The organism is Amycolatopsis sp. NPDC049868, assembly GCF_044461365.1.
Taxonomy (GTDB): domain Bacteria; phylum Actinomycetota; class Actinomycetes; order Mycobacteriales; family Pseudonocardiaceae; genus Amycolatopsis.
Map to the genome: position 1 here is coordinate 735,573 of NZ_JBITKV010000002.1, position 24,340 is coordinate 759,912.

Here is a 24,340-nt window from a genome sequence, read left to right on the forward strand (position 1 = left end):
CGTTAAAACGGCGCGTCGCCTTGACGTGTGAGGCGCGCCGATGTCATGTGTCCTGCTCACTATTTTGTTCATGACCGCAAGTGCATTCTGTAGCAGCGACGCGCCGGTCGCCGCGTGACGCGCTGGACACGCACAGTCACGATCGGGGGAATCTACGGCAGGCGTACCCGGACGACCAGTCCGCCGCCGCGGCCGCCCGGTTCCGCGCCCGCGGTCCCGCCGTGTGCCTTCGCGATGGACCGGACGATCGACAGGCCGAGCCCGGCGTTGCGGGAGTCGCCGGTGCGGTCGCCCGAAAGCCGGCGGAACGGCTCGAACAGGGCGGGTACGGCGTCCAGCGGTACCTGCGGGCCGGTGTTGCGCACCACCAGCGCCGGATCGCCGCCGATGTCGACGTGGACCCAGCCGCCCTTGCGGTTGTAGGTGATGGCGTTGTGCACGAGGTTCGTGACCAGCCGTTCCAGCAGCACGGGATCGCCGGACACCGTCCGCGGGCGCAGCCGCGACTCCACCGTGACACCCGCTTCCTCGGCCATGGCCGCCGCCGACCGGAGCACCGTCGCCGCGACCTCGTCCAGCCGGACGGGGGCACGCGCGGCCAGGCCGCGGTCGCTGCGGGCGAGTACGAGCAGACCCTCGATCATCCGTTCGCTGCGCTCGTTGGTGTAGATCAGATGTTCGCCGAGTTTCCGGACCTCGGGGCTCACGTCGGGATCGGCCATCGCGACCTCGACCAGCGTCCGCTGCACCGCGAGCGGGGTCCGCAATTCGTGGGAAGCGTTGGCGACGAAGCGTTTCTGGCTGTCGAACGACACGGCGAGCCGGTCGAGCATGCCGTCGAAGGTGTCGGCGAGTTCCTTGAGTTCGTCGTCGGGGCCGTCGAGGCCGATCCGCCGGTCGAGGTTCTCGACCTCGAGTTTCCTTGCCGTCGAAGTGATCGCGTGCAACGGCCGCAACACGCGGCTCGCCATCAGCCAGCCGAGCAGCACCGCGAGTGCGCCGGCGATCGCCAGCGCCACCAGCGATTGCCACAGCAGGGTGGTAAGGACGTCCGAGCGGTACTCGGTGATCGAGGTCGCGACCAGTTGCGTGGCCTGGGCTCGTTCGGTGGGGAGGATGCTCGTCGTGTCCATCGGATACGCCCTGGCGACCTCGATCTGGGCTCCCGCGGTCGCTCCGTTCGCGAACGCCGCCGTATCCGGCAGGGTCGAGCTCACCAACAGGTAGTTGACGATGAGGAGGGCGAGCCCGACGATCAGGAACGCGCCGCCGTAGAGCGCCGTCAGCTTGGTGCGGACGGAGAGCCGGAGCGGTTTCACGACCCGAACCGGTAACCGGCGCCCGGCACGGTCTCGATCAGCGGCGGCTCACCGAGCTTGCGCCGCAACGTCATCATCGCCACCCGGACGGCGTTCGTGAACGGGTCGGCGTGTTCGTCCCACGCCTTCTCCAGCAGTTCTTCCGCGCTGACGACGGTCCCTTCGGCGCGCATGAGCACCTCCAAGACCGCGAATTCCTTGGGGGACAAGGGAAGGAACCGGCCGTCGCGGGACGCCTGGTGCCGGGGCAGGTCGAGGACGACTCCGCCGCGTTCCAGTACCGGCGGCAACGCCGGCCGCGCGCGCCGCGAGAGCGCCTGCACCCGGGCGACGAGTTCGGCGAACGCGAACGGTTTCGTCAGGTAGTCGTCGGCGCCGAGGCCCAGCCCGGCGACCCGGTCGTTGACGTCGGCCGCGGCCGTCAGCATGAGGACCCGCGCCTCGCCGCCGGTCCCGATCACCGCGGCGCAGACTTCGTCGCCGTGCACGACGGGAAGGTCCCTGTCGAGCACGACGACGTCGTAGCCGTGCACCCCCACCCGGTCCAGGGCCTGCGCGCCGTCGTAGCAGACGTCGACGGCCATGGAGAACCGTCGCAGGCCCTCGGCGATCGTGTCCGCCAGGAGCCGCTCGTCTTCCACCACCAGCACTCTCACCTGGCCAGTCTGCCCCGGATGGGGGTAAGCGGGGGATAAGCGTGGATCAGCCGGCCGGGTGCAACTGCCTCGCCGGGATCACCTGCTGCGGTGTGTTCGGGCTCGACCACAGCAGCTTCATCGACGCCTCCCCGCCGCGTTCGGTGTGTTCGAGCCGGATCGCGTACGACCTCCCGGCGACCAGATCAAGAGTCGCTTTGTCGACACTCGGCCCATGTGGCGTGATGTTGTCGATCAGGAGTTTCCCGTCGACCCACAGCCGCACGGTGTCGTCCGAGACCGTGGTGAACGTGTATTTCCCGGTGTCGCGCGCGGCGACCTGCCCGGTCCAGCGCGACGAGAAGCTCTCCGCCGGGATCTTCGCGTCCGGTGAGCCGGTGAACTTCCAGTTGTGGTTCACGCCCGGCTCGACCCGTCGCACCGTCGGTGTCCCGGTGAAGTCCGCGTTGGGCCAGTACTCGGCGGTCAGTCCGGTCCCGCGGCCGGCGGGCGCCTGCGGCAGGGGGTCGACACTCAGCTCGATGACGGTCGCGATGTCGTTCGTCCGGCCGCCCGACGGCGTGAGTTTCACGCTTCCGGGCGACTGCTCGACCCGCACGTGCTGACGGCTGCCGAGCACCCGCGCGTCGCGGACCCGGAATGGCGCCAACGCGTCGAGCGTCAGCGAACCGCCCGAAGCGGGCCAGTCGAACACCGACGCGTAAAGCTTGTCGCCGCGACGGCTGACGACACCCCAGCCCGGTTCGGAGACCAGGCCCGGCGCGCTCGCGCCGTAGACGGCCGAGTACTGCTTGTCCGTCCGCAGCCACTGGCCCATCTGCTTCAGCCTGTCGATGGATTCCCGCGGCACGCGGCCGTTGCGATCGGGGCCGACGTTGAGCAGGAAGTTCCCGCTGCGGCCGGCGATCGAGAGCAGTTTCCTGGTCAGATCCGCCGAGGACTTCCAGTTGTGGTCCCATTCGGTGTAACCCCAGCTGCCGTTGAGGGTCATGCACGATTCCCACAGCTGCCCGTCGACCGGCTTGTCCGGGATCTCCTGTTCGGGCGTGCCCGTGTCGCCGTCGACCACCCGCCGTTTGCCGACCCGGTTGTTGACCACAATGGACGGATCGAGGCTGCGGACGTAGGCCTCCAGTTCCTCGCCGTCCCTTTCGGTCCACGGGTTGTTGGGCCGGTCGGTGCTCCATTCGCCGTCGAACCACAGCACCGCCGGGTGGTAGTTGTCGACGAGTTCCTTGAGCTGGGCGTACATCCGCTCCTTGTACTTCGGGAACGTCGCGGGATCCGGGAAGTCCGGGTCGTGCCAATCCCAGATCGAGTAGTAGAAGCCGAGTTTGACGTCGCGTGCGGCCGTCGCGCGTTTCAGTTCGGCGAGGATGTCGCGCTTCTTGTCGAACGCCGAGTGGTCGCGGAGGTTGAACTTGTTGACCTTCGTCGGCCACGTCGCGTAACCCTCGTGATGCTTCGACGTGATCACCACGTACTTCTGCCCGGCGTCCTTCGCCGACTGCGCGATGGCGTTCGCGTCGAAACCGGCGGGATTGAACTTCGCGGCGATCCGCTCGTATTCGTCGCGCGGGATCCCGCAGTTCCGCTGGATCCATTCGGCGTCCTGGCAAACGCTTCCATCAGGGCGGGTGTACTTCCCCTGCAGCTGGGAATACGCGCCGAAATGGATGAACTGGCCGAAGCGGTCGTCGCGCCACCAGCGCGTCCGGTCGGCGGTGAACGGGTCGTCGTAAGCGTGATCGGACGGGAGTGGCGCGGCTTCCGCGGCGGGCACGGCGCCCAGTGCGGTGGTCGCGATGACGAGGGCCGCCAAGGCCCGGAGTGACTTGCGGCGAATCATGCACTCCTCCTCGCTGAGGTGTGGACGTCGGGGACTTTAGGAAGCCAGAGGTCGGATGTGAACCTCCGAAAGGTCCATGGAGGGCCTGGTTCACCCGTAAAGACGGCAGAAAGGTCGGATCTCTGTTCCGCTGATCGGGACTGTAAGCGCGACATAAGCAACATCGCTTACCGCCCCGGAATCGCCGTCTCCGTAGAAATCGGGGCGCCAAGACGACCGAAGGAGCAGCGATGCGGAAACGACCCATGGCGGTACTGATCGCCGGAGCGGTCTTCGCGCTGGTGGCCGGTTGCGGTGGTGGCGGGGACGGTGGCGACAAGGTCGCTTCGATCTCTTCCCCGCCCGCCGCCGGCGCGGGCGACGGGAAGCAGGCGGACAACGTGTCCGACGAGGACAAGATGCGCAACTTCGCGAAGTGCATGCGGGAGCACGGCGTCGACATGCCGGATCCCAAGACCGACGGCGACGGGCACGGCTCGATCTCCATCGAGGCGGGCGAGGCCGGGCGCGACGAGAGCAAGATGAAGGCCGCGAGCGACGCGTGCCGGAAGCTGCTGCCCAACGGTGGCGAGATCAAGCCGCCCACGCCGGAAGAACTCGACAAGATGCGCAAGGAAGCCAAGTGCATGCGCGAGCACGGGGTCGACTTCCCGGATCCCGACCCCAGCGGCAAGGGCGCCGCCATGACGATGGACATGAGCGACCCCAAGAAGTTCGAAGAAGCGGCGAAGGCCTGCGGTCTCGGCATGACCATGAGGGCGGCTCCGGCGAAATGAGCGAACACGAAGGCCCCGGCGGCGCACGGCGTTCGCGCCGGGCACGCTGGTTCATCATCGCGGCGGTCCTCGTCGTCGTGGTCGGGACGATGTCCGTGGTCGTGCTGACCAGGGTCACCTCCGAGGCCCAGCAGGTCGGGCAGGCGCCGCCCCCGGTCGAGACCGCGAAGGTCGAGAAGACCGACCTGCAGGAGGAAGAGGAAGCGGACGGGAAACTGGGCTACGGCGAGGAAAGCTCCCTCGCCGGCCGGAAACAGGGCACGATCACCTCCCTGCCGGACGCGGGCGCCGTGCTCACTCGCGGCAAGGCCGTGTACGGCGTCGACGCCAAACCGGTCCCGCTGTTCTACGGCACGCTGCCGTTCTTCCGCGACCTCGCCGACGGGGCCACGGACGGCCCGGACGTCAAGCAGCTGGAAGAGAATCTGAAGGCGCTCGGTTTCGGTGGTTTCGGCACACCCGACAAGAAGTTCACCTCCGCCACCGCCGCCGCGCTCAAGAAATGGCAGAAGTCGCTGGGCCTGGAGCAGACCGGTGCGTTCGGGCAGGGCGACGTCGTCCTCGCGCCCGGTGAGATCCGGGTTTCGCAGCTCGCCGCGCAACTCGGCGGCCCCGGCGGCGGTGAACTGCTGAAGTACACCGGCACTGAACGTCTCGTCGAGGTCAAACTCGACGCCGCCAAGCAGGCCATCGCCAAGGCGGGGGACAAGGTCGGGGTCGACATCACCGGCGGCAAGACCACGACCGGCGTGGTCACCGAGGTCGGCAAGGTCGCGGAGAACGGCAAGGACGGCACCGGGCAGGACGACGGCAAGCCGAAGATCAAGGTGAAGATCAAGCTGGACGATCCGGCCGCGGCGGGATCGCTCGATTCGACACCGGTGTCCGTGCGGTTCACCAAGGAAGTCCACAGTGGAGTGCTGGCGGTCCCGGTCGGGGCGCTGCTCGCGCTCGCCGAGGGCGGGTACGCCGTCGAGGTCGACGAAGGCGGCAAGCGGCGTCTCATCGCGGTGAAGACGGGCCTGTTCTCCAACGGGCGCGTCGAAGTCACCGGTACCGGCCTCGCCGCCGGGATGCGGGTGGTGACGACGTCATGACCCCGGTGCTGGCCGTGCGCAACGCCTCGCGCACCTATCCCGGCGGCGTGCGCGCCCTGCACGAAGTGACACTGTCCATCGAGGACAGGGAGATGGTCGCCATCCTCGGTCCGTCCGGTTCCGGCAAATCGACGCTGCTGCAGCTGATGGGCACACTCGACCGGCCGACCAGCGGTGTCATCGAACTGCGCGGGCACGACGTGGCGAAACTGCCCGATCGCAAGCTTTCCGCGTTGCGGTCGCGGTGGATCGGGTTCGTGTTCCAGCAGTTCTTCCTCAGCGAGGGGGTGAGCGCGGTCGACAACGTCGCGACAGGCCTGCTGTACGCGGGGGTGCCGCGGCGGAAACGGCACGAGCGGGCGCTGGCCGCGCTCGACCGCGTCGGTCTCGCGCATCGTGCGGGGCATTTCCCGAACGAGCTCTCCGGTGGGGAACGGCAGCGGGTGGCGATCGCGCGGGCGGTCGTCAACTCGCCGTCGATCCTGCTGGCCGACGAGCCGACCGGGAACCTCGACACGGGCAACGGCGCGGCGATCCTCAACCTGCTGGCCACGTTGAGCTCGCAGGGCACGACGGTCGTGATCATCACGCACGACCGGGAGATCGCGGCGGGTATCCCGCGGCGGATCGAGCTGCGGGACGGCCGGATCCGGCTCGACACCGGGACGGGGGTGCTGGTGTGAGCGCGCCCGTTCTCGACAAGACGCCGGATCCGGCCCGGCTCGGCCCGCGTGACGTGCTGAACCTCGGTGCGCACGGGATGCGGACGCGGCCGATGCGGGCGGTGCTGTCCGCGCTCGGCATCGGGATCGGGATCGCCGCGATGGTGGCGGTGCTCGCGATCCCGGCGTCGGGCGCGAAGGCGTTGCAAGACCAGCTGGCCGCGCTCGGCACCAACCTGCTCACGGCGGGACCGGGCAAGACGATGTTCGGCGGCGACGCGACCCTGCCGGACAGCGCGGTGCCGATGGCGAAGCGGATCGCCCCGGTGACGGCGGCGTCCGCGACCGGGACCACCGGCGCGACCGTGCGGCGCACGGACAAGGTCGACAAGGACGAGACGTCCGGCCTCGGGGTCTACGCGGCGACGCCGGATCTTCTCGGCGTCATCGGCGGCGCCGTCCGCGACGGGCAGTTCCTCCGGGACGCCACTCGCGACTATCCGGTCGTCGTGCTGGGTTCGGTCGCGGCCGCGCGGCTCGGGATCGACCACATCGACCCGGCCAAGCCGCCGCAGGTGTACGTCGACGGGAAGTGGTTCACCGTGGGCGGGATCCTCGGGCCGACGCCGCTGGCGCCCGAGATCGAACGCTCGGTACTGGTCGGCTGGGACGTGGCCAAGCGGCTCCTCGACTTCAAGGGCCACCCGACGACCGTGTACCTGCGGGCGAAGGATTCGCAGGTCGAGAACGTGCGGTCGGTGCTCGCGCAGACGATGAACCCGGAGGCGCCGAACGAGGTCGAAGTCCGTCGTCCGTCGGAGGCGCTGGAGGCGCAGAAGCTGACGGAGAACACCTACAGCGCGCTGTTCCTCGGGCTCGGCGGGGTGGCGCTGCTGGTCGGCGGCGTCGGGGTGGCCAACACGATGGTGATCTCGGTGCTGGAACGACGCAGGGAGATCGGCCTCCGCCGGGCGCTCGGCGCGACGAAACGGCAGGTGAGAGGCCAGTTCCTGGCCGAGTCGGTGCTGTTGTCCGGGCTCGGCGGGATCGCCGGGGTCCTGGTCGGGGTGCTGGTGACGTCCGGATACGCGCTGAGCCAGGGCTGGCCGGCGGTGCTCCCCGTCGGCGCCCTGCTCGGCGGGGTCGGGATCTCGGCACTGGTCGGTGCCGTCGCCGGTGCCTATCCGGCGATGCGCGCGGCGCGGCTCCCGCCCACCCAGGCCCTCGCCTAGCTCGCGTTTCGTCCTCTGGATGCGGTGGTTCACCGCATCCAGAGGACTGAACGCGCGGTGTCGGTGGGTAATCTCGCCGGGTGCTGGTGGGATTGTCGGGGCGGAAACTCGCGGGGGCGTTGATCGCGCTCGAAGCCGTCGTGGTCGGCGTGCTGTTCACGCTCAAGGTGTTCGACGGCCAGGACCTCGAGGTCTACATCGGCGGCGCTCGGCTGCTTCTCGACTCGGGTGACCCGTACGGCGCGTGGGTGCAGACGCACGGGGGCTGGCTGCCCTTCACCTACACGCCGTTCGCGGCCGCGGTGTTCCTGCCCGGCACGCTCCTGTCCGCCGCGCTGGCCACGAGACTGGTCGGGCTCGCGTCGATCATCGCGGGCGGCATCGTCGTCTACCTCTTCGTGGCCACGCTCAACGGTTCGCTCACCGATCGTTCCGCCGTCCGGGGCCGCGCCATCGCCGTCCTGGCGGCGATCGGGGCACAGGCCATCGGCGGGATCATGGAGCCGGTCCGCTCGACGCTCGGCTTCGGCCAGGTCAACACCCTGCTGATGCTGATCGTCGTCCTCGACGCCCTGCTGCCGGGCCGCGCCCGCACGAAGGGCCTGCTGATCGGGATCGCCGCGGCGATCAAGCTGACCCCGGCCTTCTTCATCCTGTTCTTCTTGTTCCGCAAGGACTTCCGTTCCGCGGGCCGGGTAGTGGCCGGTTTCCTCGGCGCGGGGGCGCTGATGTTCCTGACCGCGCCCGGCGCGTCGGCGAAGTTCTGGACGGACATCCTCTTCGACACCGGCCGCATCGGCGATCGCGGTTACGTCGGCAACCAGTCGCTGCGCGGGATGCTCGCGCGGTTCGGATTCGGCTCGGCGGAAGACGTCGTCTGGGTGCTGGCCTCGATCGCCGTGGTCGCGCTGACCGCGTTCGTGATCGTGCGCGTGGCGGAACCGGTGTTCGCGCTGACCGCGTGCGCCGTCGGCGGGCTGCTGGTCTCGCCGGTTTCGTGGACGCACCACTGGATCTGGTGCGTGCCGATCCTCGTGCTGCTGGTCTGGCGGCGGTCGGTCGTTTCGTACGCGCTCGCGGCCGTGACGGTGGCGCTGTTCGTGATCGCGCCGATGTGGCTCGCGCCGCGCCCCGCCGGGAGCTTCGGCTGGTGGCTGGCGACGGAGTCCTATGTGCTGTACGGCCTTCTTCTTCTGGCGCTCAAATCCGTGAAGGCCTCCTTCCCTACTCTCAGGGTAGGGAAGGAGGCCTTCACGGACAGCTAGCTCAGCTCAGGCGCTCGACGACGTACTCGATGCTCTGGGTCAGCTTCGTGATGTCGTCCGGGTCGATGGCCGGGAACAGGCCGACGCGCAGCTGGTTGCGGCCGAGCTTCCGGTACGGCTCGGTGTCGACGATCCCGTTGGCGCGCAGCACCTTCGCCACCGCGGCGGCGTCCACCTCGTCGGCGAAGTCGATGGTGCCGACGACCTGCGAGCGCAGCGACGGGTCACTGACGAACGGCGTCGTGTAGCCGGTCTTCTCGGCCCATTCGTACAGCCGGGTCGACGAGTCGCGCGTGCGCGCGGTCGTCCACTCGAGACCGCCGTTCGAGTTCATCCACTCGATCTGGTCGGCCAGCAGGAACAGCGTCGACACCGCCGGGGTGTTGTACGTCTGGTCCTTGCGGGAGTTGTCGAGCGCGGTGGTCAGCGACAGGAACTCGGGGATCCAGCGGTCGCTCGCGCCGATCTCGCCGATGCGCTCGACCGCGGCCGGCGAGGCCAGCGCGATCCAGAGGCCACCGTCGGAGGCGAAGGACTTCTGGGGCGCGAAGTAGTAGACGTCGAAGTCCTCGGCCTTGACCGGCAGGCCGCCCGCACCGGAGGTGGCGTCGATGGCGACGAGGGCGCCTTCGCTGCCTTCGGGGCGGCGCACCGGCACCGCGACACCCGTGGACGTCTCGTTGTGCGCCCAGCCGACCAGGTCGGCGCCGGCCTCGTAGGCGATCTCGGGCGCGCTGCCCGGGTCGGCCTTGACGACGATCGGGTCGGCGAGGAACGGGGCGCCCTTGGTCACCGTGGCGAACTTCGAGGAGAACTCGCCGTAGGTGAAGTGCTGCGCACGTTCCCGCACGAGCCCGAACGCGGCGGCGTCCCAGAATGCGGTCGTCCCGCCGTTGCCGAGGACCACTTCGTAGCCTTCGGGCAGGGAGAACAATTCGGACAGACCCGCACGCACGCGGCCGACGAGGGACTTCACCGGCTTCTGACGGTGCGAGGTGCCGAGGTAGGTGGCACCGGATTTCGCCAGGTTGGCGAGCTGCTCGTCACGGACCTTGGACGGTCCGCAGCCGAAGCGGCCATCGGCAGGCTTCAGGTCCGCGGGGAGGGTCAACTCAGGTGCGTCGGTCATGTGCCCAGTCTCTCAGGTCGGGACGACCCTGCTGAAAGTCGGTGTCGCGTGTCCGGTATGTGAGATCGGAGAACTCGCTCCCGCCGGTGCCTGCCGCACGGGTAGCTTCTCGCCCCATGGCGACAGTGCACGAGCGATTCCCCCTGCCTCCCGAGACGTTGTGGCAGGCCCTTCCGGACGGGGTCACCGCGGTAAAGGGCCAGGCCCCCTACTACGACGCCGCGGCCGGGTACGTCACCTTCTCGACCAAGCTCGGCCTCTTCAGCTACGGGCAGACGGTCACCGTGAAGGTGGAGCGGACGACGGAGGGCTCCGGGCTGGCGATCCAGACGAGCTTGAAGTTCGGCTTCGTCGACTGGGGCGAGGGCAAGCGCATCGCCCGCAAGTTCATCGCGGCCGTCGGCGCGGCTGTCGGGCACACCCCAGCGGCCTGATGCCCGAGCCGTGGAGACCCAGGTGGGGTTTCCTGTTCCTGTACTTCCTCGTCTTCGGCGTCCACGCGATCTTCGCCGAGTGGGACGAGACGGCGGCGATCGGCGCGCCGCTCGGTTTCGTGGCGACGCTCGTGCTCGTGTTCGTTCCCGGCCTGCCGCGCTGGGTGCGCGGAGACGGGCCGGGGGAGATCGCCTCGCCGAAGACCCGCCAGTGGTGGACGGCGCTGCGGTTCACGATCCGGCGCCGTGAAGGTGTCCTCGACGTCGTGTTCGGCCCCTGGACACTGGCCACCGCCACGCTGGACCCGGACGCGGACACCGCGCGCGGGTGGGCCGTGCTCGACGGCCGCCCGGCGAAGTTCGTCATCGAGCGATGCCCCGGCGAACTCGCCGAGTCACTGCGCGGCCCGCGCCGGATGTGGGTCGTCGGTGACCCCGACTACGGCGACGTCCTGGTGTGCGCCGGCGGCGGCCGCGAGTTCACGACCGCCGCCGTCCGCTTCCGCTAGCGCCAGCCCTCGGGGTCGACGCCGCCCGGGATGGGCGCGGCCGGGTCGAACGGGGTCCGCGAGAAGATGAACGTCGCGAGGTCGAGGTGGTTCGGCTTGCCCGCCGCGTCCCGGCCGACCCGCAGGGTTTCGCCCGCGTAGTAGGCGTCGAGACCGACCCAGGTGTCGTCGCCCACCGGCGCGAACCGCGACGCGCGGCCCGGCCCGTCGGTCGGCGCGAGGGAGAACAGGCCGCCCGGGAGCAGCCGCAGGTGATACGGCGTCGGGCCCCAGTGCCACAACCCCGTCAGTTCCAGCAGCTTCGGGTCCACAGTGGACGGTTGCCATTCCGCGGGCATGGACGGCTCGTGCTGCTCGGTCAGGTTCATCAGGTCGAGGCACAGCTGCGTGATACCGACGCCCGCCGTCGAGTTCGTCAGCACCAGCGCGCCGATACCGGCGTTCGCGTCCACCAGCGAGCAGGCGAGGAAGCCCGGCATCGATCCGGTGTGCCCGGCCAGCCGCCTGCCTTCCGTGCGGACCAGCATGACGCCGAGGCCGAACCCGGTGGTCCAGGCGTCGCCGTCGTCCACGGTGACCATTTCGCGCATCTCCGCGACGGTCTGCTCGCTCAGGACGCCGCCGGTGTGCCCGCCGAGGAACGCCGTCCAGCGGGCGAGGTCGGTGGCCGTCGACCACAGCTGGCCGGCGGGGGCCATCGCGCCCGCATCCGGCGACGGCTCCGGCATGAGGAGATCGGCGAAGGGATGCACGGCGAATCCGTCCGCGTGCGCGCCTTCCGGATGCGGCGAGGTCCGGTTCATCCCGAGCGGGCCGAGGATCTCGGCGCGGACGACGTCGAGCCAGGACTGCCCGCGGTGCCGGGCGACCAGCTCGCCGAGCACGCCGTAGCCGACGTTGCTGTAGTGGAACCGGCTGCCCGGCCGCAGCCGCGTCGCGCCGTCCTTGAGGCTCTCGACGAGCGCGTCCCAGTCCGCGCCCACGGTGCGCTCCCACCAGGAGCCGGGCGATTCCGCGGTCAGGCCCGAAGTGTGCGACAGCAGCTGCGCGATGGTGGCCGAGCCGAACGCGGTGCCGGGCAGGTGCTGCTCCAGCGGGTCGTTGAGGTCGAGCTTGCCTTCGTCGCGCAGCCGCATGACGGCCGTCGCGACGAGCGTCTTGGTGATCGATCCGAGGCGGTACTGCGTGTCGGCGCCCGGTGTCTCGCCGTTGACGCGTCCGCGCCCTCCGGACCAGGCGATTTCCCCGTCGCGGACGACGGCGGCGACGATGGACGGGGTGCGGCACGAGGATTGCTCGTGCGCGAGGCGGCGAAGCAGCGCCATTTCGGTCGTGGCAAGCATGGGACGCATTCTGCCTACCCGAGCAGGCCCAGTCGCATAGCGGTGGTCACGGCGGCCGTGCGGTCCGAAACGTCCAGTTTCCCGAACACGCGCAGCAGATGGGTCTTGACCGTCGCCTCGCTGATGTGGAGCGTCCGGCCGATGTCGGCGTTCGTGCTTCCCCGCGCCACCAGCCGGAGTACCTCGATCTCGCGCGCCGACAAGGGTGACGCCGTCGGGTTGCGCACCCGGTTCACCAGCTTCCCGGCGACCGAAGGTGCCAAGACCGTTTCGCCGCGCGACGCGGCACGAATCGCGCCAGCCAGCTCCGCGCGCGAAGCGTCCTTCAACAGGTAGCCGGAGGCCCCCGCTTCGACCGCGCGCAGGATGTCCGCGTCCGTCTCGTAGGTGGTGAGCACGACGACCCGCTGCCCCGGCCGGTCGGCGAGGATCTTCCGCGTCGCGCCGACGCCGTCGAGACCGGGCATCCGCAGATCCATCAGGATCACGTCCGGCTGTTTGACCCGGCTCAGCGCGACGGCCTCGTCACCGGAGCCCGCTTCCCCGATGACGCTCAGATCCGGCTCGGCCTCCAGCATGCCGCGCAGGCCTTCCCGTACCACGGGGTGATCGTCGACCAGCATGATCGTGATCACGCGGGCACCTCCAGTTCCAGTGTCGTCCCCGCTCCGGGTTCGCTGTTCAGCGTCACGATGCCACCGACCTGATCGGTGCGCGTGCGCATCCCCGCCAGGCCGAAGCCGCCGGTGGGCGCGGCGGGGTCGAATCCGGTCCCGTCGTCCGTGACGCCGAGCCGGACACGTCCGTCCACAACGGACAGCCGAAGCGAGACGCGGGTGGCGCGGGAGTGCTTGCGGATGTTGCTCAGTGCCTCTTGTGCCGCCCGCAGAAGGACGACCTCCGTGGACATCGGGAGCGCCGGCAGCGGGCCGCCGACCTCGATCGACGCCTCGATCCCGGTCTCCTCGGTCAGCCGTTCCACCTGGCGGCGCAGGGCTTCCTCCAGTGAAGCGGCGGCGAGCGCCGACGGTCCCTGCGCCGCGACCATCGCCCGCGCCTCGGCCAGATTCTCCCGCGCCGTCCGCGCCGCGAGCTCCAGGTGACGGCGGGCCGCCTTCGGATCGTTGTCCATTTCGGACTCGATGGCCTGGGTGAGCGTGACGATGCTGGTGAAACCCTGCGCGAGCGTGTCGTGGATCTCGCGGGCCATGCGTTCGCGTTCGGCGGCCGTCCCCGCCTCCCGCGAGAGCCGGGAAACCTCCGCCTGGCTGGCTTTCAGCTGGTCGATCAGCGCGGCCCTGCTCTTGCTCTGCTCGATGATTTGGCTGGTGTAGCGGCCGGCGAGGATGCTGAAGACGATCAGGATCGCCGTCATCGGCAGCAGGATACGCAGAGCGAGCTGATCGAAGCCGCCCCGCGCGATCGACGACGCCGGGCCCAGCAGCACCCCGATCGTGGTGAAGACCGACGCCGTCTTCGTCGACAGCGTCATGTAGAGCACCGGGCAAACGAAGAACAGGATGAAACTCGACGTGGTGCTGGCGAAGTTGGCGCCCGCCAGGAAGAGCATCATCACGGTGGTGAACACCCACGGCGTGTACTCGTAGTCCGGGCCCTTGATGAGATGGCGTCCCCGCGCCAGGTAGGCCACAGCGATGCCGGTCAAACACAGGATCGCGACCGTTTTGTCCGTGGTCGTCCCGTCGTCGAAGAGCACCAGTGCCGTCGTCGCGGCGAAGGTGATCCCGAAGAGGACCTCCCACAGCCAGTAGAACCGCTCCCAGGCGTTCACTTGCCTTCGTTCGACCAGCGGAACGTCAGCCTCGCCAGCAGCAGCCCCGCGACGCACCACGCCGTCAGCACCAGTGCCACCATCGGAAGTTCCCATGTCCCCGCCATTTCCTGAGTCGCGGCCTCGGCCGGCAGGAACACCGAGCGGAAGCCCTGGCAGATCCACTTCACCGGGAAGAACGAAGCGATGTCGACCATAACCTTCGGCAGATTGGTGATCGGCGTGACGAACACCCCGGAGATGAACTGCAACGCGATGTAGATCAGGTTGGCCACGGCGACCGCGCCGCTGACCGATTTGGTCACCGAGCCGAGCGCGATGCCGAGCAGCGTGCAGCAGGTGACGCCGAGCAGGAAGACCCACAGCGCGGTCAGCAGTTTCACCGGGTCGGTGGGCAGGCTCAGGTCGAACAGCAGGCTGCCGACGATCGACATCAGTACTACCTGGGCGATACTCGTCGCGCCGACCAGGACGATCTTGCCGATGAAGTAGGACGACGCGGGCATCGGCGTGCCGCGAAGCCGTTTCAGCGCACCGGCTTCACGATCTGCCGCGAGACCGATACCGACGCTGTTGAACGACGTCGAGACGATGCCGGAGCCGATCATGCCCGCGGCCAGCACCTGTCCGGTGGTGATCGCCATGCCGGGCATCGAGGAGTTCAGCATCGAGCCGAGCAGGATCATCAGCAGGGACGGGAAGGCGAACGTGAAGATCACCTGCTCGCGGAGGCGGAAGAACTGCTTGATCTCCGTGGCGCCGCGGACGAGGCCGAGCGAGAAGGTGCCCGGGAGGGTCAGCGTGCTCATCGGGCTTCTCCGATCAGGTCGAGATAGGTCTCTTCGAGGGTGGGGCGGTGGACGGTCAGTTCCGACGGCTCGCGGCCGTCGGCGGAGAGCTCGCGGATCAGCTTGGCCGGGAAGTGGGTGCGCTCCTGATGGGCGCCGTGCTCGTCGGCCCAGCGAACGGTGGCCTCCGCGGTGGCGCGGCCGCCGAGTGTCTGCGGCGTGCCCTCGGCGACGATCGCTCCGCGCGTGATGACCGCGACGCGATCGGCCAGCGCCTCGGCCTCGTCGAGGTAGTGGGTGGTGAGCAGGATCGTGGTGCCCTCGTGGGCGAGACTCCTGATCAGCTCCCAGAACTGGCGCCGGGCCGCCGGATCGAATCCGGTCGTGGGCTCGTCGAGGAACACCAGCTCGGGCCGCCCGATGATCCCGAGCGCGACGTCCACCCGACGTCGTTGCCCGCCGGACAGGCTTTTGACGCGGGCGCCCGCCTTCTCGGTCAGGCCGACCTTCTCGATCACTTCTTCGGTGTCACGGGGGTTCGGGTAGTAGCGGGCGAAATGCCGGACGGTCTCGGCGACGGTGAGCTCGGCGGCGTCGTTGGCCGTCTGCAGCACGATCCCCAGCCTCGCCCGCCAGGCCCGGCCCGCCGTACCGGGATCCTCGCCGAGCACGTCGACCTCGCCTTTGGTTCTCTTGCGATGGCCCTCCAGGATCTCGACCGTCGTCGTCTTGCCCGCGCCGTTGGGGCCGAGCAGCGCGAACACCTCGCCCTGTTCGATGTCGAGGTCGATCCCCCCGACGGCCGCGTGGCCCGGGTACTCCTTGCGCAGGCCACGCACTTTCACCGCGTTGTTCATACGTCGATCGTGCTTCAGCGGTCCGCTGTCCCGGGACGTCCGCTGGACTGAACCCGGTTGTCAACCGATCGATGGACACCGGTGTCACCGCCCTCCCGCATTCAGAGGACTAATGCGGGAAGTCAGTAGCGTGCGGACGGAGGTTTCGAGGGAGGGCAGGAGGGCGGCGGGGTCGGCGGCGGTGAGCATCCGGTTCGCGAAGCCGTCGGAGAGGGCGAGGACGGCGTCGGCCAGGTCGCTCGCCGCGAGGTCGTCGCGGACATGGCCCGCCGCCTGCGCTTTCGAGAGGTATTGAGTCGTGATTTCCGCGAGCTCGTCGTAACCGGTGCGGATGAACTCGGCCCAGGGCGGCCGGACGGCGGCGCGGGCGGTGAAGGCGTTGATGACGATCACTTCCGCGCGGCGTTGCTCGTCGAGCGGCATCGCCTCGATCAGCAGGCGTAGCAGCAGGTCCAGTAGGTTCCCGGTCTGGTCGAGGGTCTTCCAGCGCTGTTCCAGGAACTCGCTCGTCATGTCCAGGGCGAACCGGAAGAGGTCTTCCTTGGTGGAGAAGTACTTCTGCACCGCGCCCGCGGACACCCCGGCTTCGGCGGCGACCGAGCGCACACTGACGGCCTCGACACCTTCGCGCGCGACGATGCGCAGGAGGGCGCCGGCGATCTCCCGGCGGCGTTCGGCGCGGTCCACGATCTTCGGCACTGGCGCATCCTCCTCTCCGGCGGCCCGGTCGTGTTCTTCGAGGGCGTCGGCCCATGACTGTGTGGATTTTGGGACATCCAACGTCCCAAAATCCACACAGTCCGGCGTCATCGGTCCGGTCGCGAGGGGGTGTGTGGAAATAGGGACACTCAACGTCCCTATTTCCACACACCCCTCACCTCTCGCCCCGTCGACTCCTTGCCCGCGCAGGCCTCTTTAGAATACAGTCGTATCCGAACAGGGGGTTCCGGGGTGGATGAGGTAGCACAGAAGAGGCGGGCGGAGGAGAACCAGCTCGCCGCCGCACTGGCCAAAGGCCCGGCGGAGGTTCTCGATTTTCTCCTGCCGTTGTGGGTGGGGAGCCAGCTCGGCGCGTCGGCCGCCGAAGTCGGGGCGCTGACCGCGCTGGAGACGCTGGTGTCGTTCGTGGTCCGACCGATCGCGGGATCGCTCGCGGACCGGTTCGACCGGGGTCGGATCGCGACCGTCGGCGCTGTCCTCTATGGACTGTCCTTTGTGGTCTACGCGGTGACGCCGGGCATCGGCGTCGCCTATCTGGCCGCGGTTCTCGGCGGTGCGGGTGGGGCGCTGTTCTGGGTGGCGTTGCGGGCGCGGGTCGGGGAGGGGCTCGCGGCGGACGACGGCGCGTTCAGCAAGCTGTTCGCGGCCGAGGGTGGCGGCACGTGGATCGCCTTCGTGGTCGCGCTAACCGCGATCGCCTGGATCGACTACCGGGGCGTGTTCTGGCTCGGCGCGGCGGCCTGTGCGGTGGCCGCGGTGGTCCTGCTGAACGCGAAGTCCTCGCAAGTGCGCGAGGAGGGCGCGCCGCGGCTGCTGCAATTGGGCAAGAGAATGCGCCCGATGCTCGCGCTCGTCGCGTTGACCGCGATGGCCGAGGCCGGTGTCGCCCTGCTGCTCCTGATGCATCTGCAACGCGGGCATCAGCTCCAGCTCGGCGAGATCGCCGCCGTGTTCATCCCCGGCTTCATCGTCTACAGCCTGCTCCCGGACTACCTGCACGGTTTCGTCCGCAAGGTTGGCCGGACGCGGGTCCTCGCGCTGGCCATGGTGGCGAGCGCGATCTTCGCTGCCGGGCTGTCCTTCGCGCCGAGCCCGGCGGTGCTCGCCGTCATGTGGGTCTTGTCCGCGGCGGCGTTCGCGGCGGCCATCCCGGTCGAGCAGGCGGTGGTCGCCGAGGCGGCCGGGCTGAGCCTCGGCCGGGCGATGGGGATCTACGAGAGCGCGACGCTACTCGGAGCGACGGCCGGAACCTTTCTGGCGGGGCAGCTCTACGGCTCGGACTCCGGATGGCGCGTCGCCTGCTTCGGCGCGGCGGGGCTCCTGCTCTTCGGATCTTTCGTGGTTCGTGGCGCCGTACGACGTGTCGGAGTTGCGGAGTTTCCCGTGGAACCACGAAAAACGGTGTCACAAAAGGAAAAGCCGGTACCCCGCACGATCGAGGACAGTCCACAAGCGGCCGAATCGGTGACGGGGGAGGCGAACAAGCGCGCGAACCCGTTCCGGAACTGGGCGATCCACGCCGGGGTCTACGTCGTCGCGCAGGCGGCTCTGGCGGTCGCCGGTCACAGCTGGCCCGTCGAAGCCTTGTTCGGCGGCCCCCACCCGGCCGACTGGTACTGGAACTCCAGTGGTCACTGGCTGTCGAACATCGGGCGGATCTGGACGTTCGTCCTCGTGATCGACACCGGTTGGACCGTCGGCCGCGCGGTGCTGAAGAAACGGCCTTATTGACAGGTTGTCTAACATGACACTGTGTCTGATAAGCGGGTGTCTCATACGTGGGTGACGGCCAGCGACGGTGTCCGCCTTTCGGTCCGGGTGACCGGCGTCGACGACGCGCCCACGGTGGTGCTCGTCCACGGTTACCCGGACAACGGCTCCATGTGGGACGGCATCGCCGCCCTGCTGGAACGCCGCTACCGGGTGGTCGTCTACGACGTCCGCGGCGCGGGCCGCTCGGACAAGCCTTCGGGACGCGCGTCCTACAAACTGGACCAGCTGTCCGAAGACCTCGCCGCGATCGTCGACGAGGTCCAGCCCGAGGGCAAGGTCCACCTGCTCGCGCACGACTGGGGCTCGATCCAGACCTGGCATTCGGTCACCGGGGACAGGCTGCGCGGACGGCTCGCGTCGTTCACGTCGATCTCCGGGCCGAGTCTCGACCACGCGGGAGCGTGGTTCCGCGCGCAGGTGCGCCCGAGTCCGAAACGCCTCAAGAACGCGCTCGTCCAGTGGGCGCATTCGACCTACATCCTCGGCTTCCAGATCCCCCTGATCCCGCAGGTGCTCTGGCGCACCGGCGCGATGGGCGCGCTGATCGGCCGGATGGATCCGGCCGCCGCCGCACCGTCCACTTCGGACGGCCTATATGGCCTCAATCTGTATCGCGCCAATATGTTCACGCGTCTCTCCCGGCCGAAGCCGCGGCCCGCCGAAATCCCGGTGCAGGTGCTCGCGCCCACCGGCGACAAGTTCGTCACCACGCCGCTGCAGACCGAGATCGAGCGCTGGGCGCCGGACCTCCGGATCCGCCGGATCGTCGGCACGCACTGGGTGGTCCGCGAGAAGCCCCAGGTGATCGCCGACGCCACCGCCGAGCTGATCGACCACGTCGAAGGCGGCGAGGAGAGCCGCGCGCTCAAACGGGCCCGGACGGGCGGTTTCGCGCACAAGCTCGTCGTGATCACCGGCGCCGGCAGCGGGATCGGCCGCGCGACGGCGCTCGCGTTCGCGGACAAGGGGGCGGACGTCGTCATCACCGACATCAACGGCTCCGCCGCCGCCGACACCGCGAAACTGCTGCGGGACAAGGGCGCGACCGTCGGCGAGTACACAGTGGACTCCTCCGACGCCGAAGCGGTCGAGAAGTTCGCCCAGCAGGTCAAAGAGGAGTTCGGCGTCCCGGACATCGTCGTCAACAACGCGGGGATCGGCCTGTCCGGCCCGTTCCTCGACACGACGGTGAAGGACTGGGAACGCCTCATCGACGTGAACCTGTGGGGCGTCATCCACGGCTGCCGCGTCTTCGCCGAGCAGATGCGTGAACGGGCCGAAGGCGGCCAGATCGTCAACGTCGCCTCGGCCGCCGCGTACCTGCCGTCGAAGATCCTCTCCGCCTACGCCACCACGAAATCCGCCGTGCTGACCCTGAGCGTCTGCCTGCGGGCCGAGCTGGCCGCCGAGAACATCGGCGTCACCGCGATCTGTCCCGGCATCGTGAACACCAATATCACCAGCACCACCCGTTTCGTCGGCGTCGACGACATCGAGCAGAAGCGGCGCCAGAAGTCGAGCAGCAAGCTGTACGCGAAACGCGGCTTCGGCCCGGAGAAGGTCGCCCGCGACATCCTGCGCGCCGTCGAGAAGGACAAGGCAATCCAGCCGTCGACGCCCGAGGCCAAGGCCGCGCTCGTCCTCTCCCGGCTCACCCCCGGACTGCTGCGGGCCGCGGCGAAACTGGACGTCACCCCGTGACCGGACGCCCCCGCAGGATGTCGCCGGAGGCGCGCCGCGAGGACCTGATCCGTGCCGCGCTGGACCTGTTCGGCTCGCGCGCGCCCGAACTCGTCACGGTCGACGACATCGTCGCCCGCGCCGAGGTATCCCGGCCGCTGTTCTACCGGTACTTCTCGAGCCTGCGGGAGCTGCAGGTCGAGGCGCTGAAAACGGTCACCGAAGGGCTCATCGACGGCCTGGCCGGGCTTGAGGAAGGCCCGCCGGAAACCCGGCTCCGGGCCGCCGTGCGCGGGCTGATCGACGTCGCCGACCACTACCGGGCGGGTTATGTCGCGCTGCTGCGCAGCGGCTCGGTGATCGCGACGTCGGAGACGGACGCGGCGATCGACGAGGTCCGCAACCGCGCCGTCGAGCTCATCCTCGGCGCGCTGGGGGTGTCGGAGCCTTCGCCCATGTTCCTGCTGACCTTGCGCTGCTGGACCGCGGTGGTGGAGGGCGCTCTGCTGAGCTGGCTGCAGGAGCGGTCCGTGCCGCGCGAGGCGCTGGACGGGTGGCTGGTCGATCAGCTGACGGCCATGCTTTCGGCGACCGCGGCGCACGATTCTTCGGTCCCTCAGATGCTATGAACGGGCCGTTCCTTGCAAATTTCGCAAGGAACGGCCCGTTCATAGCGCGCGTCAGGACTGCTTGATCACCAGGTCCCAGCCTTCGACGTCTTCCGGCTTCCGCGGCTCCGGCCCGACGTACTTGGCCGACGGACGCACGAGACGGCCGGTCTTCTTCTGCTCCAGGATGTGCGCGGCCCAGCCCGCGGTACGCGCCGAGCTGAACATCGCGGGCATCATGTGCGGCGGTACCTGGGCGAAGTCCAGGATCACGGCCGCCCAGAACTCGACGTTGGTCTCGATCGGGTGGTCCGGACGCCGCTCGCGCAGCTCCTTCAGCGCCACCTGCTCCAGCTCCGCGGCCGCCTCGTAGCGCGACGCGCCGAGCTCCTGGCAGGTCCGGCGCAGCACGCGTGCCCGCGGGTCCTCCGCGCGGTACACGCGGTGCCCGAAGCCCATCATCCGTTCCTTGCGGTCCAGGATGCCCTTGACCAGGCCGACCGCGTCACCGGTCTTCTCGACCTCTTCGATCATCGGCAGCACCCGCGCCGGCGCGCCGCCGTGCAGCGGGCCGGACATCGCGCCGATCGCGCCGGACAGCGCCGCGGCGACGTCGGCGCCGGTCGAGGCGATGACCCGGGCGGTGAAGGTCGAGGCGTTGAGACCGTGCTCGGCGGCCGAGACCCAGTAGGCGTCGATGGCCTTGACGTGGGCAGGGTCGGGCTCGCCGCGCCAGCGGACCATGAAGCGTTCGGTGATCGACTTCGCCTCGTCGACCCGGGTCTGGGGGACGGCGGGCTGCCCGATGCCGCGGGCGGACTGGGCGACGTACGAAAGCGCCATCACCGAGGCGCGGGCCAGCTGGTCGCGCGCCTCGTCGTCGGTGATGTCCAGCAGCGGCCGGTAGCCCCAGATGGGGGCGAGCATGGCCAGCGCGGCCTGGACGTCGACCCGGACGTCGCCGGTGTGCACCGGCAGCGGGAACGGCTCGGCGGGCGGTAGCCCATGGCCGAAGCGGCTGTCGACGAGAAGACCCCAGACGTCACCGAAGGTCACCTTGCCGGCGAGATCCTCGATGTCGACACCGCGATAACGCAGCGCGCCGCCGTCACGGTCCGGCTCGGCGATTTCGGTCTTGAAGGCGACCACGCCTTCGAGACCCGGTCGAAAACCGTCGTCGACTTGCTCGGACGGCTGATTGGTGCTGATCGTGGAGGTACTCACTGTGGTGAAACCTTTCGATGCGCATTCCCCGGCTTTGTGTTCATGCGTGGACGGGATACACGCAGCGAAGGCGCGCCTCATCGCACGGATGGACAAACTTTGCTCCACGTCGCGGCGCGGGGCAATCGAAAGATGTGGTGCTTTCGGTCACGATTACGAGAACGATTCAGTGAAAAGTACCTTCGTACGCGAAGAGTTACGGTGGCGTTCACTTTGCGTGTACCTGGTGCCGAGGTAAATCCTGTGTTTCGAGAACCGGCGGCGGGCGGTTTCCGGTGATAGACCTTCCCCATGCACCTGAGCCCCCAGGAGCGGGACAAACTGCTCATCCACGTCGCCGCGGACGTAGCTCGCAAACGTCTGGAGCGCGGGGTCCGGCTGAACCATCCCGAGGCGGTCGCCCTGATCACCGAGCACGTCCTCGAAGGCGCTCGCGACGGCCGGACGGTGAGCGAACTCGTCGCGAGCGGGCGTTCGGTGCTCGGCCGGGCACAGGTACTGGACGGAGTGCCGGAGATGGTCGATTCCGTGCAGGTCGAAGCCACTTTCCCGGACGGCACGAAGCTAGTCACCGTGCACGACCCGATCGTCTAGAAAGGGCCGCGAGTGCGACCAGGAGAGATCATCACCGGTGAAGCGCCGGTCGAGCTGAACCCGGGCAGGCCGCGGGTCCGGCTGCTGGTGCGGAACCTCGGCGACCGGCCCGTCCAGGTCGGTTCGCACTACCATTTCGCGGCGGTCAATCCGGGGCTCGAATTCGATCGCGAAGCCGCCCGTGGACATCGGCTCGACGTGCCCGCGGGAACGTCGGTGCGTTTCGAGCCGGGAGTCGAACGCGAAGTCGACCTCGTCCCGCTGGCCGGGAACCGCGCGGTACCCGGATTGCGGAGGGAACACTGATGCCGTCGATCGATCGCGAGCGGTACGCCGAACTGTTCGGCCCGACCACCGGCGACCGGATCCGCCTCGCCGATACCGATCTGCTCATCGAGGTGACCGAAGACCGCAGCATGGGGCCGGCGGGCAGCGGTGACGAGGTGCTGTTCGGCGGCGGCAAGGTGATCCGCGAATCCATGGGCCAGGGGATGGCGACCCGGGCGGAAGGCGCGCCCGACCTGATCATCACCGGCGCGGTGATCCTGGACCACTGGGGGATCGTCAAGGCCGACGTCGGTGTCCGCGACGGCCGGATCGTCGGTATCGGCAAGGCGGGCAACCCGGACACGATGGACGGTGTCGACCCGGCGCTGGTCGTCGGACCGTCCACCGAGGTGCTCTCCGGCAACGGGAAGATCCTCACCGCGGGCGGTATCGACTGCCACGTCCACTTCATCTGCCCGCAGCTGACCGATACCGCGCTGGCGTCCGGGCTCACGACGCTCGTCGGCGGCGGGACCGGGCCGGTGGAGGGCAGCAAGGCCACCACCGTCACACCCGGCGCGTGGAATCTGGGCCGGATGCTGCAGGCGATGGACGGCCAGCCGGTCAATGTGCTGTTGCTGGGCAAGGGGAACACCGTCCGGCACGAGGCGCTGCGCGAACAGCTCGCCGCCGGCGCGGGCGGGTTCAAACTCCACGAGGACTGGGGCAGCACCCCCGCCGCGATCGACGCCTGCCTGACCGTGGCGGGCGAATCCGGTGTCCAGGTGGCGATCCACACCGACACGCTGAACGAAGCGGGCTTCCTGGAGTCCACTGTGGACGCCATCGGTGGCCGGTCGATCAACGCGTACCACACCGAAGGCGCGGGCGGCGGGCACGCGCCGGACATCATCCAGGTCGCCGGGCTGCCCAACATCCTGCCGTCGTCGACGAACCCGACGCGCCCGCACACCGCGAACACCCTCGACGAGCATCTCGACATGCTCGTCGTCTGCCACCATCTGAACCCGTCCGTGCCCGAGGATCTGGCGTTCGCCGAAAGCCGGATCCGGCCGACGACCATCGCGGCCGAGGACGTCCTGCACGACCTCGGCGCGATCTCCATGATGAGCTCGGACTCGCAGGCCATGGGCCGTATCGGCGAGGTGATCATCCGGACCTGGCAGACCGCGCACGTCATGAAACGACGGCGGGGCGCGCTTCCCGGCGACGGCGCGGCCGACAATCTGCGCGCTCGTCGCTATGTCGCCAAATACACGATCAACCCCGCGATCGCGCACGGCATGGAGCGCGAGATCGGCTCGGTGGAGATCGGGAAGCTCGCGGATCTCGTGCTGTGGGAACCGAAGTTCTTCGGGGTGCGGCCGCATGTGGTGCTCAAGGGCGGATTCCCGGCGTGGGCGGCGATGGGCGACGCGAACGCGTCCATCCCGACGCCGCAGCCGGTGCTCGCGCGGCCGATGTTCGGCGCGGCGCCGGTGGTCGCCGCCGCGAGCAGCTTCCATTTCGTGGCCCCGGAAGCGCTGGAAAGCGGGGTGGCGGAGCGGTTCGGCATCGCGCGGAAGCTCGTGCCGATCTCGAACACCCGGTCCCGGGGCAAGGCCGACATGGTGCTCAACGACGCGACGCCGGACATCCGGGTGGAGCCGGACAGTTTCGCCGTGCACGTCGACGGCGAGCTGATCGAGCCGCGGCCGGTGACCGAACTGCCCATGGCGCAACGGTACTTCTTGTTCTGATGGATA

Annotated in this window: 24 protein-coding genes; 13 read left to right on the forward strand and 11 right to left on the reverse strand. The window is 69.0% G+C overall.

From position 1 onward, the window contains the following. Nucleotides 1-152: 152 nt before the first annotated feature. Genes ACIBTM_RS11690 through ACIBTM_RS11700 form a run of 3 tightly spaced genes read right to left on the reverse strand, consistent with a single transcriptional unit; the run spans nucleotide 153 to nucleotide 3,824 of the window. On the reverse strand, nucleotides 153-1,319 hold the full coding sequence (locus tag ACIBTM_RS11690) for an ATP-binding protein (RefSeq protein WP_395876434.1): 1,167 nt from the start codon (nucleotides 1,317-1,319) through the stop codon (nucleotides 153-155). Next, entirely contained in the window at nucleotides 1,316-1,975 is a 660-nt protein-coding gene (locus tag ACIBTM_RS11695; protein ID WP_037348058.1) for a response regulator transcription factor, read from the reverse strand. The genes ACIBTM_RS11690 and ACIBTM_RS11695 overlap by 4 nt, the downstream gene beginning before the upstream one ends. Before the next feature lie 46 nt (nucleotides 1,976-2,021). Continuing rightward, a complete protein-coding gene (locus ACIBTM_RS11700) occupies nucleotides 2,022-3,824 on the reverse strand; it encodes an alpha-L-fucosidase (RefSeq protein ID WP_395876435.1) in 1,803 nt (600 codons plus the stop codon). Nucleotides 3,825-4,054: 230 nt separating this feature from the next. On the opposite strand from ACIBTM_RS11700, the gene ACIBTM_RS11705 reads away from it, so the two are divergent. The 5 genes from ACIBTM_RS11705 to ACIBTM_RS11725 all read left to right on the forward strand — a co-directional run bounded on the left by ACIBTM_RS11705 (nucleotide 4,055) and on the right by ACIBTM_RS11725 (nucleotide 8,856). Further along, nucleotides 4,055-4,600, forward strand: coding sequence for a hypothetical protein (locus ACIBTM_RS11705; protein WP_395876436.1), 546 nt, complete (start codon nucleotides 4,055-4,057; stop codon nucleotides 4,598-4,600). Then, nucleotides 4,597-5,697, forward strand: a complete 1,101-nt coding sequence (locus ACIBTM_RS11710; RefSeq protein ID WP_395876437.1) for a peptidoglycan-binding protein — start codon at nucleotides 4,597-4,599, stop codon at nucleotides 5,695-5,697. The genes ACIBTM_RS11705 and ACIBTM_RS11710 overlap by 4 nt, the downstream gene beginning before the upstream one ends. Next, a complete protein-coding gene (locus ACIBTM_RS11715) occupies nucleotides 5,694-6,380 on the forward strand; it encodes an ABC transporter ATP-binding protein (protein WP_005156069.1) in 687 nt (228 codons plus the stop codon). The genes ACIBTM_RS11710 and ACIBTM_RS11715 overlap by 4 nt, the downstream gene beginning before the upstream one ends. After that, nucleotides 6,377-7,591, forward strand: a complete 1,215-nt coding sequence (locus ACIBTM_RS11720; RefSeq protein ID WP_395876438.1) for an ABC transporter permease — start codon at nucleotides 6,377-6,379, stop codon at nucleotides 7,589-7,591. Before ACIBTM_RS11715 ends, ACIBTM_RS11720 begins: the two co-directional genes overlap by 4 nt. 80 nt (nucleotides 7,592-7,671) lie before the next feature. Beyond that, nucleotides 7,672-8,856, forward strand: coding sequence for a glycosyltransferase 87 family protein (locus tag ACIBTM_RS11725; protein WP_395876439.1), 1,185 nt, complete (start codon nucleotides 7,672-7,674; stop codon nucleotides 8,854-8,856). 1 nt (nucleotide 8,857) lies between these two features. Here ACIBTM_RS11725 and serC read toward each other — a convergent pair whose 3' ends face one another. Next, nucleotides 8,858-9,985: a phosphoserine transaminase gene (serC, locus tag ACIBTM_RS11730; RefSeq protein ID WP_395876440.1), complete on the reverse strand. Its 1,128-nt coding sequence runs from the start codon at nucleotides 9,983-9,985 to the stop codon at nucleotides 8,858-8,860. Nucleotides 9,986-10,101: 116 nt separating this feature from the next. Here serC and ACIBTM_RS11735 point away from each other — a divergent pair, with 116 nt between their 5' ends. Next, a complete protein-coding gene (locus tag ACIBTM_RS11735; RefSeq protein ID WP_395876441.1) occupies nucleotides 10,102-10,419 on the forward strand; it encodes a hypothetical protein in 318 nt (105 codons plus the stop codon). Next, nucleotides 10,419-10,928 (forward strand): hypothetical protein, encoded by a 510-nt coding sequence (locus ACIBTM_RS11740; protein ID WP_395876442.1) that lies wholly within the window; start codon nucleotides 10,419-10,421, stop codon nucleotides 10,926-10,928. The genes ACIBTM_RS11735 and ACIBTM_RS11740 overlap by 1 nt, the downstream gene beginning before the upstream one ends. On the opposite strand, the gene ACIBTM_RS11745 is transcribed toward ACIBTM_RS11740, so the two are convergent. The 6 genes from ACIBTM_RS11745 to ACIBTM_RS11770 form a co-directional block, all read right to left on the reverse strand. Next, nucleotides 10,925-12,271: a serine hydrolase domain-containing protein gene (locus tag ACIBTM_RS11745; RefSeq protein WP_395876443.1), complete on the reverse strand. Its 1,347-nt coding sequence runs from the start codon at nucleotides 12,269-12,271 to the stop codon at nucleotides 10,925-10,927. The two genes, ACIBTM_RS11740 and ACIBTM_RS11745, sit on opposite strands and share 4 nt — an antisense overlap. 14 nt (nucleotides 12,272-12,285) lie before the next feature. Continuing rightward, on the reverse strand, nucleotides 12,286-12,906 hold the full coding sequence (locus ACIBTM_RS11750) for a response regulator transcription factor (RefSeq protein ID WP_037348043.1): 621 nt from the start codon (nucleotides 12,904-12,906) through the stop codon (nucleotides 12,286-12,288). Next, nucleotides 12,903-14,063, reverse strand: a complete 1,161-nt coding sequence (locus tag ACIBTM_RS11755; RefSeq protein ID WP_395876444.1) for a sensor histidine kinase — start codon at nucleotides 14,061-14,063, stop codon at nucleotides 12,903-12,905. The genes ACIBTM_RS11750 and ACIBTM_RS11755 overlap by 4 nt, the downstream gene beginning before the upstream one ends. Continuing rightward, complete coding sequence (locus ACIBTM_RS11760) at nucleotides 14,060-14,872, reverse strand: ABC transporter permease (protein ID WP_395876445.1); 813 nt, start codon at nucleotides 14,870-14,872, stop codon at nucleotides 14,060-14,062. The genes ACIBTM_RS11755 and ACIBTM_RS11760 overlap by 4 nt, the downstream gene beginning before the upstream one ends. Beyond that, nucleotides 14,869-15,708 (reverse strand): ABC transporter ATP-binding protein, encoded by an 840-nt coding sequence (locus tag ACIBTM_RS11765; protein WP_395876446.1) that lies wholly within the window; start codon nucleotides 15,706-15,708, stop codon nucleotides 14,869-14,871. The genes ACIBTM_RS11760 and ACIBTM_RS11765 overlap by 4 nt, the downstream gene beginning before the upstream one ends. Nucleotides 15,709-15,792: 84 nt before the next feature. Further along, nucleotides 15,793-16,407 (reverse strand): TetR/AcrR family transcriptional regulator, encoded by a 615-nt coding sequence (locus tag ACIBTM_RS11770; RefSeq protein WP_395876447.1) that lies wholly within the window; start codon nucleotides 16,405-16,407, stop codon nucleotides 15,793-15,795. A 252-nt stretch (nucleotides 16,408-16,659) separates the two neighbouring features. Between ACIBTM_RS11770 and ACIBTM_RS11775 the strand changes: the two genes are divergently transcribed. The 3 genes from ACIBTM_RS11775 to ACIBTM_RS11785 are packed head-to-tail and all read left to right on the forward strand — an operon-like array spanning nucleotide 16,660 to nucleotide 20,510. Then, the gene (locus ACIBTM_RS11775) at nucleotides 16,660-18,159 is read left to right on the forward strand and encodes an MFS transporter (protein WP_395876448.1); all 1,500 of its coding nucleotides are present in this window, start codon (nucleotides 16,660-16,662) and stop codon (nucleotides 18,157-18,159) included. Nucleotides 18,160-18,210: 51 nt separating this feature from the next. Continuing rightward, complete coding sequence (locus ACIBTM_RS11780; protein ID WP_395876449.1) at nucleotides 18,211-19,902, forward strand: SDR family oxidoreductase; 1,692 nt, start codon at nucleotides 18,211-18,213, stop codon at nucleotides 19,900-19,902. A 17-nt stretch (nucleotides 19,903-19,919) separates the two neighbouring features. Next, nucleotides 19,920-20,510, forward strand: coding sequence for a TetR/AcrR family transcriptional regulator (locus ACIBTM_RS11785; protein WP_395876787.1), 591 nt, complete (start codon nucleotides 19,920-19,922; stop codon nucleotides 20,508-20,510). Between the two features lie 51 nt (nucleotides 20,511-20,561). Here ACIBTM_RS11785 and ACIBTM_RS11790 read toward each other — a convergent pair whose 3' ends face one another. Next, nucleotides 20,562-21,713: a citrate synthase 2 gene (locus ACIBTM_RS11790; RefSeq protein WP_378372265.1), complete on the reverse strand. Its 1,152-nt coding sequence runs from the start codon at nucleotides 21,711-21,713 to the stop codon at nucleotides 20,562-20,564. 291 nt (nucleotides 21,714-22,004) lie between these two features. Here ACIBTM_RS11790 and ACIBTM_RS11795 point away from each other — a divergent pair, with 291 nt between their 5' ends. Genes ACIBTM_RS11795 through ACIBTM_RS11805 form a run of 3 tightly spaced genes read left to right on the forward strand, consistent with a single transcriptional unit; the run spans nucleotide 22,005 to nucleotide 24,334 of the window. Then, complete coding sequence (locus ACIBTM_RS11795) at nucleotides 22,005-22,307, forward strand: urease subunit gamma (RefSeq protein WP_395876450.1); 303 nt, start codon at nucleotides 22,005-22,007, stop codon at nucleotides 22,305-22,307. Between the two features lie 12 nt (nucleotides 22,308-22,319). Continuing rightward, nucleotides 22,320-22,613, forward strand: a complete 294-nt coding sequence (locus ACIBTM_RS11800) for an urease subunit beta (RefSeq protein ID WP_395876451.1) — start codon at nucleotides 22,320-22,322, stop codon at nucleotides 22,611-22,613. Then, complete coding sequence (locus ACIBTM_RS11805; protein WP_395876452.1) at nucleotides 22,613-24,334, forward strand: urease subunit alpha; 1,722 nt, start codon at nucleotides 22,613-22,615, stop codon at nucleotides 24,332-24,334. Before ACIBTM_RS11800 ends, ACIBTM_RS11805 begins: the two co-directional genes overlap by 1 nt. Nucleotides 24,335-24,340: the final 6 nt, after the last annotated feature.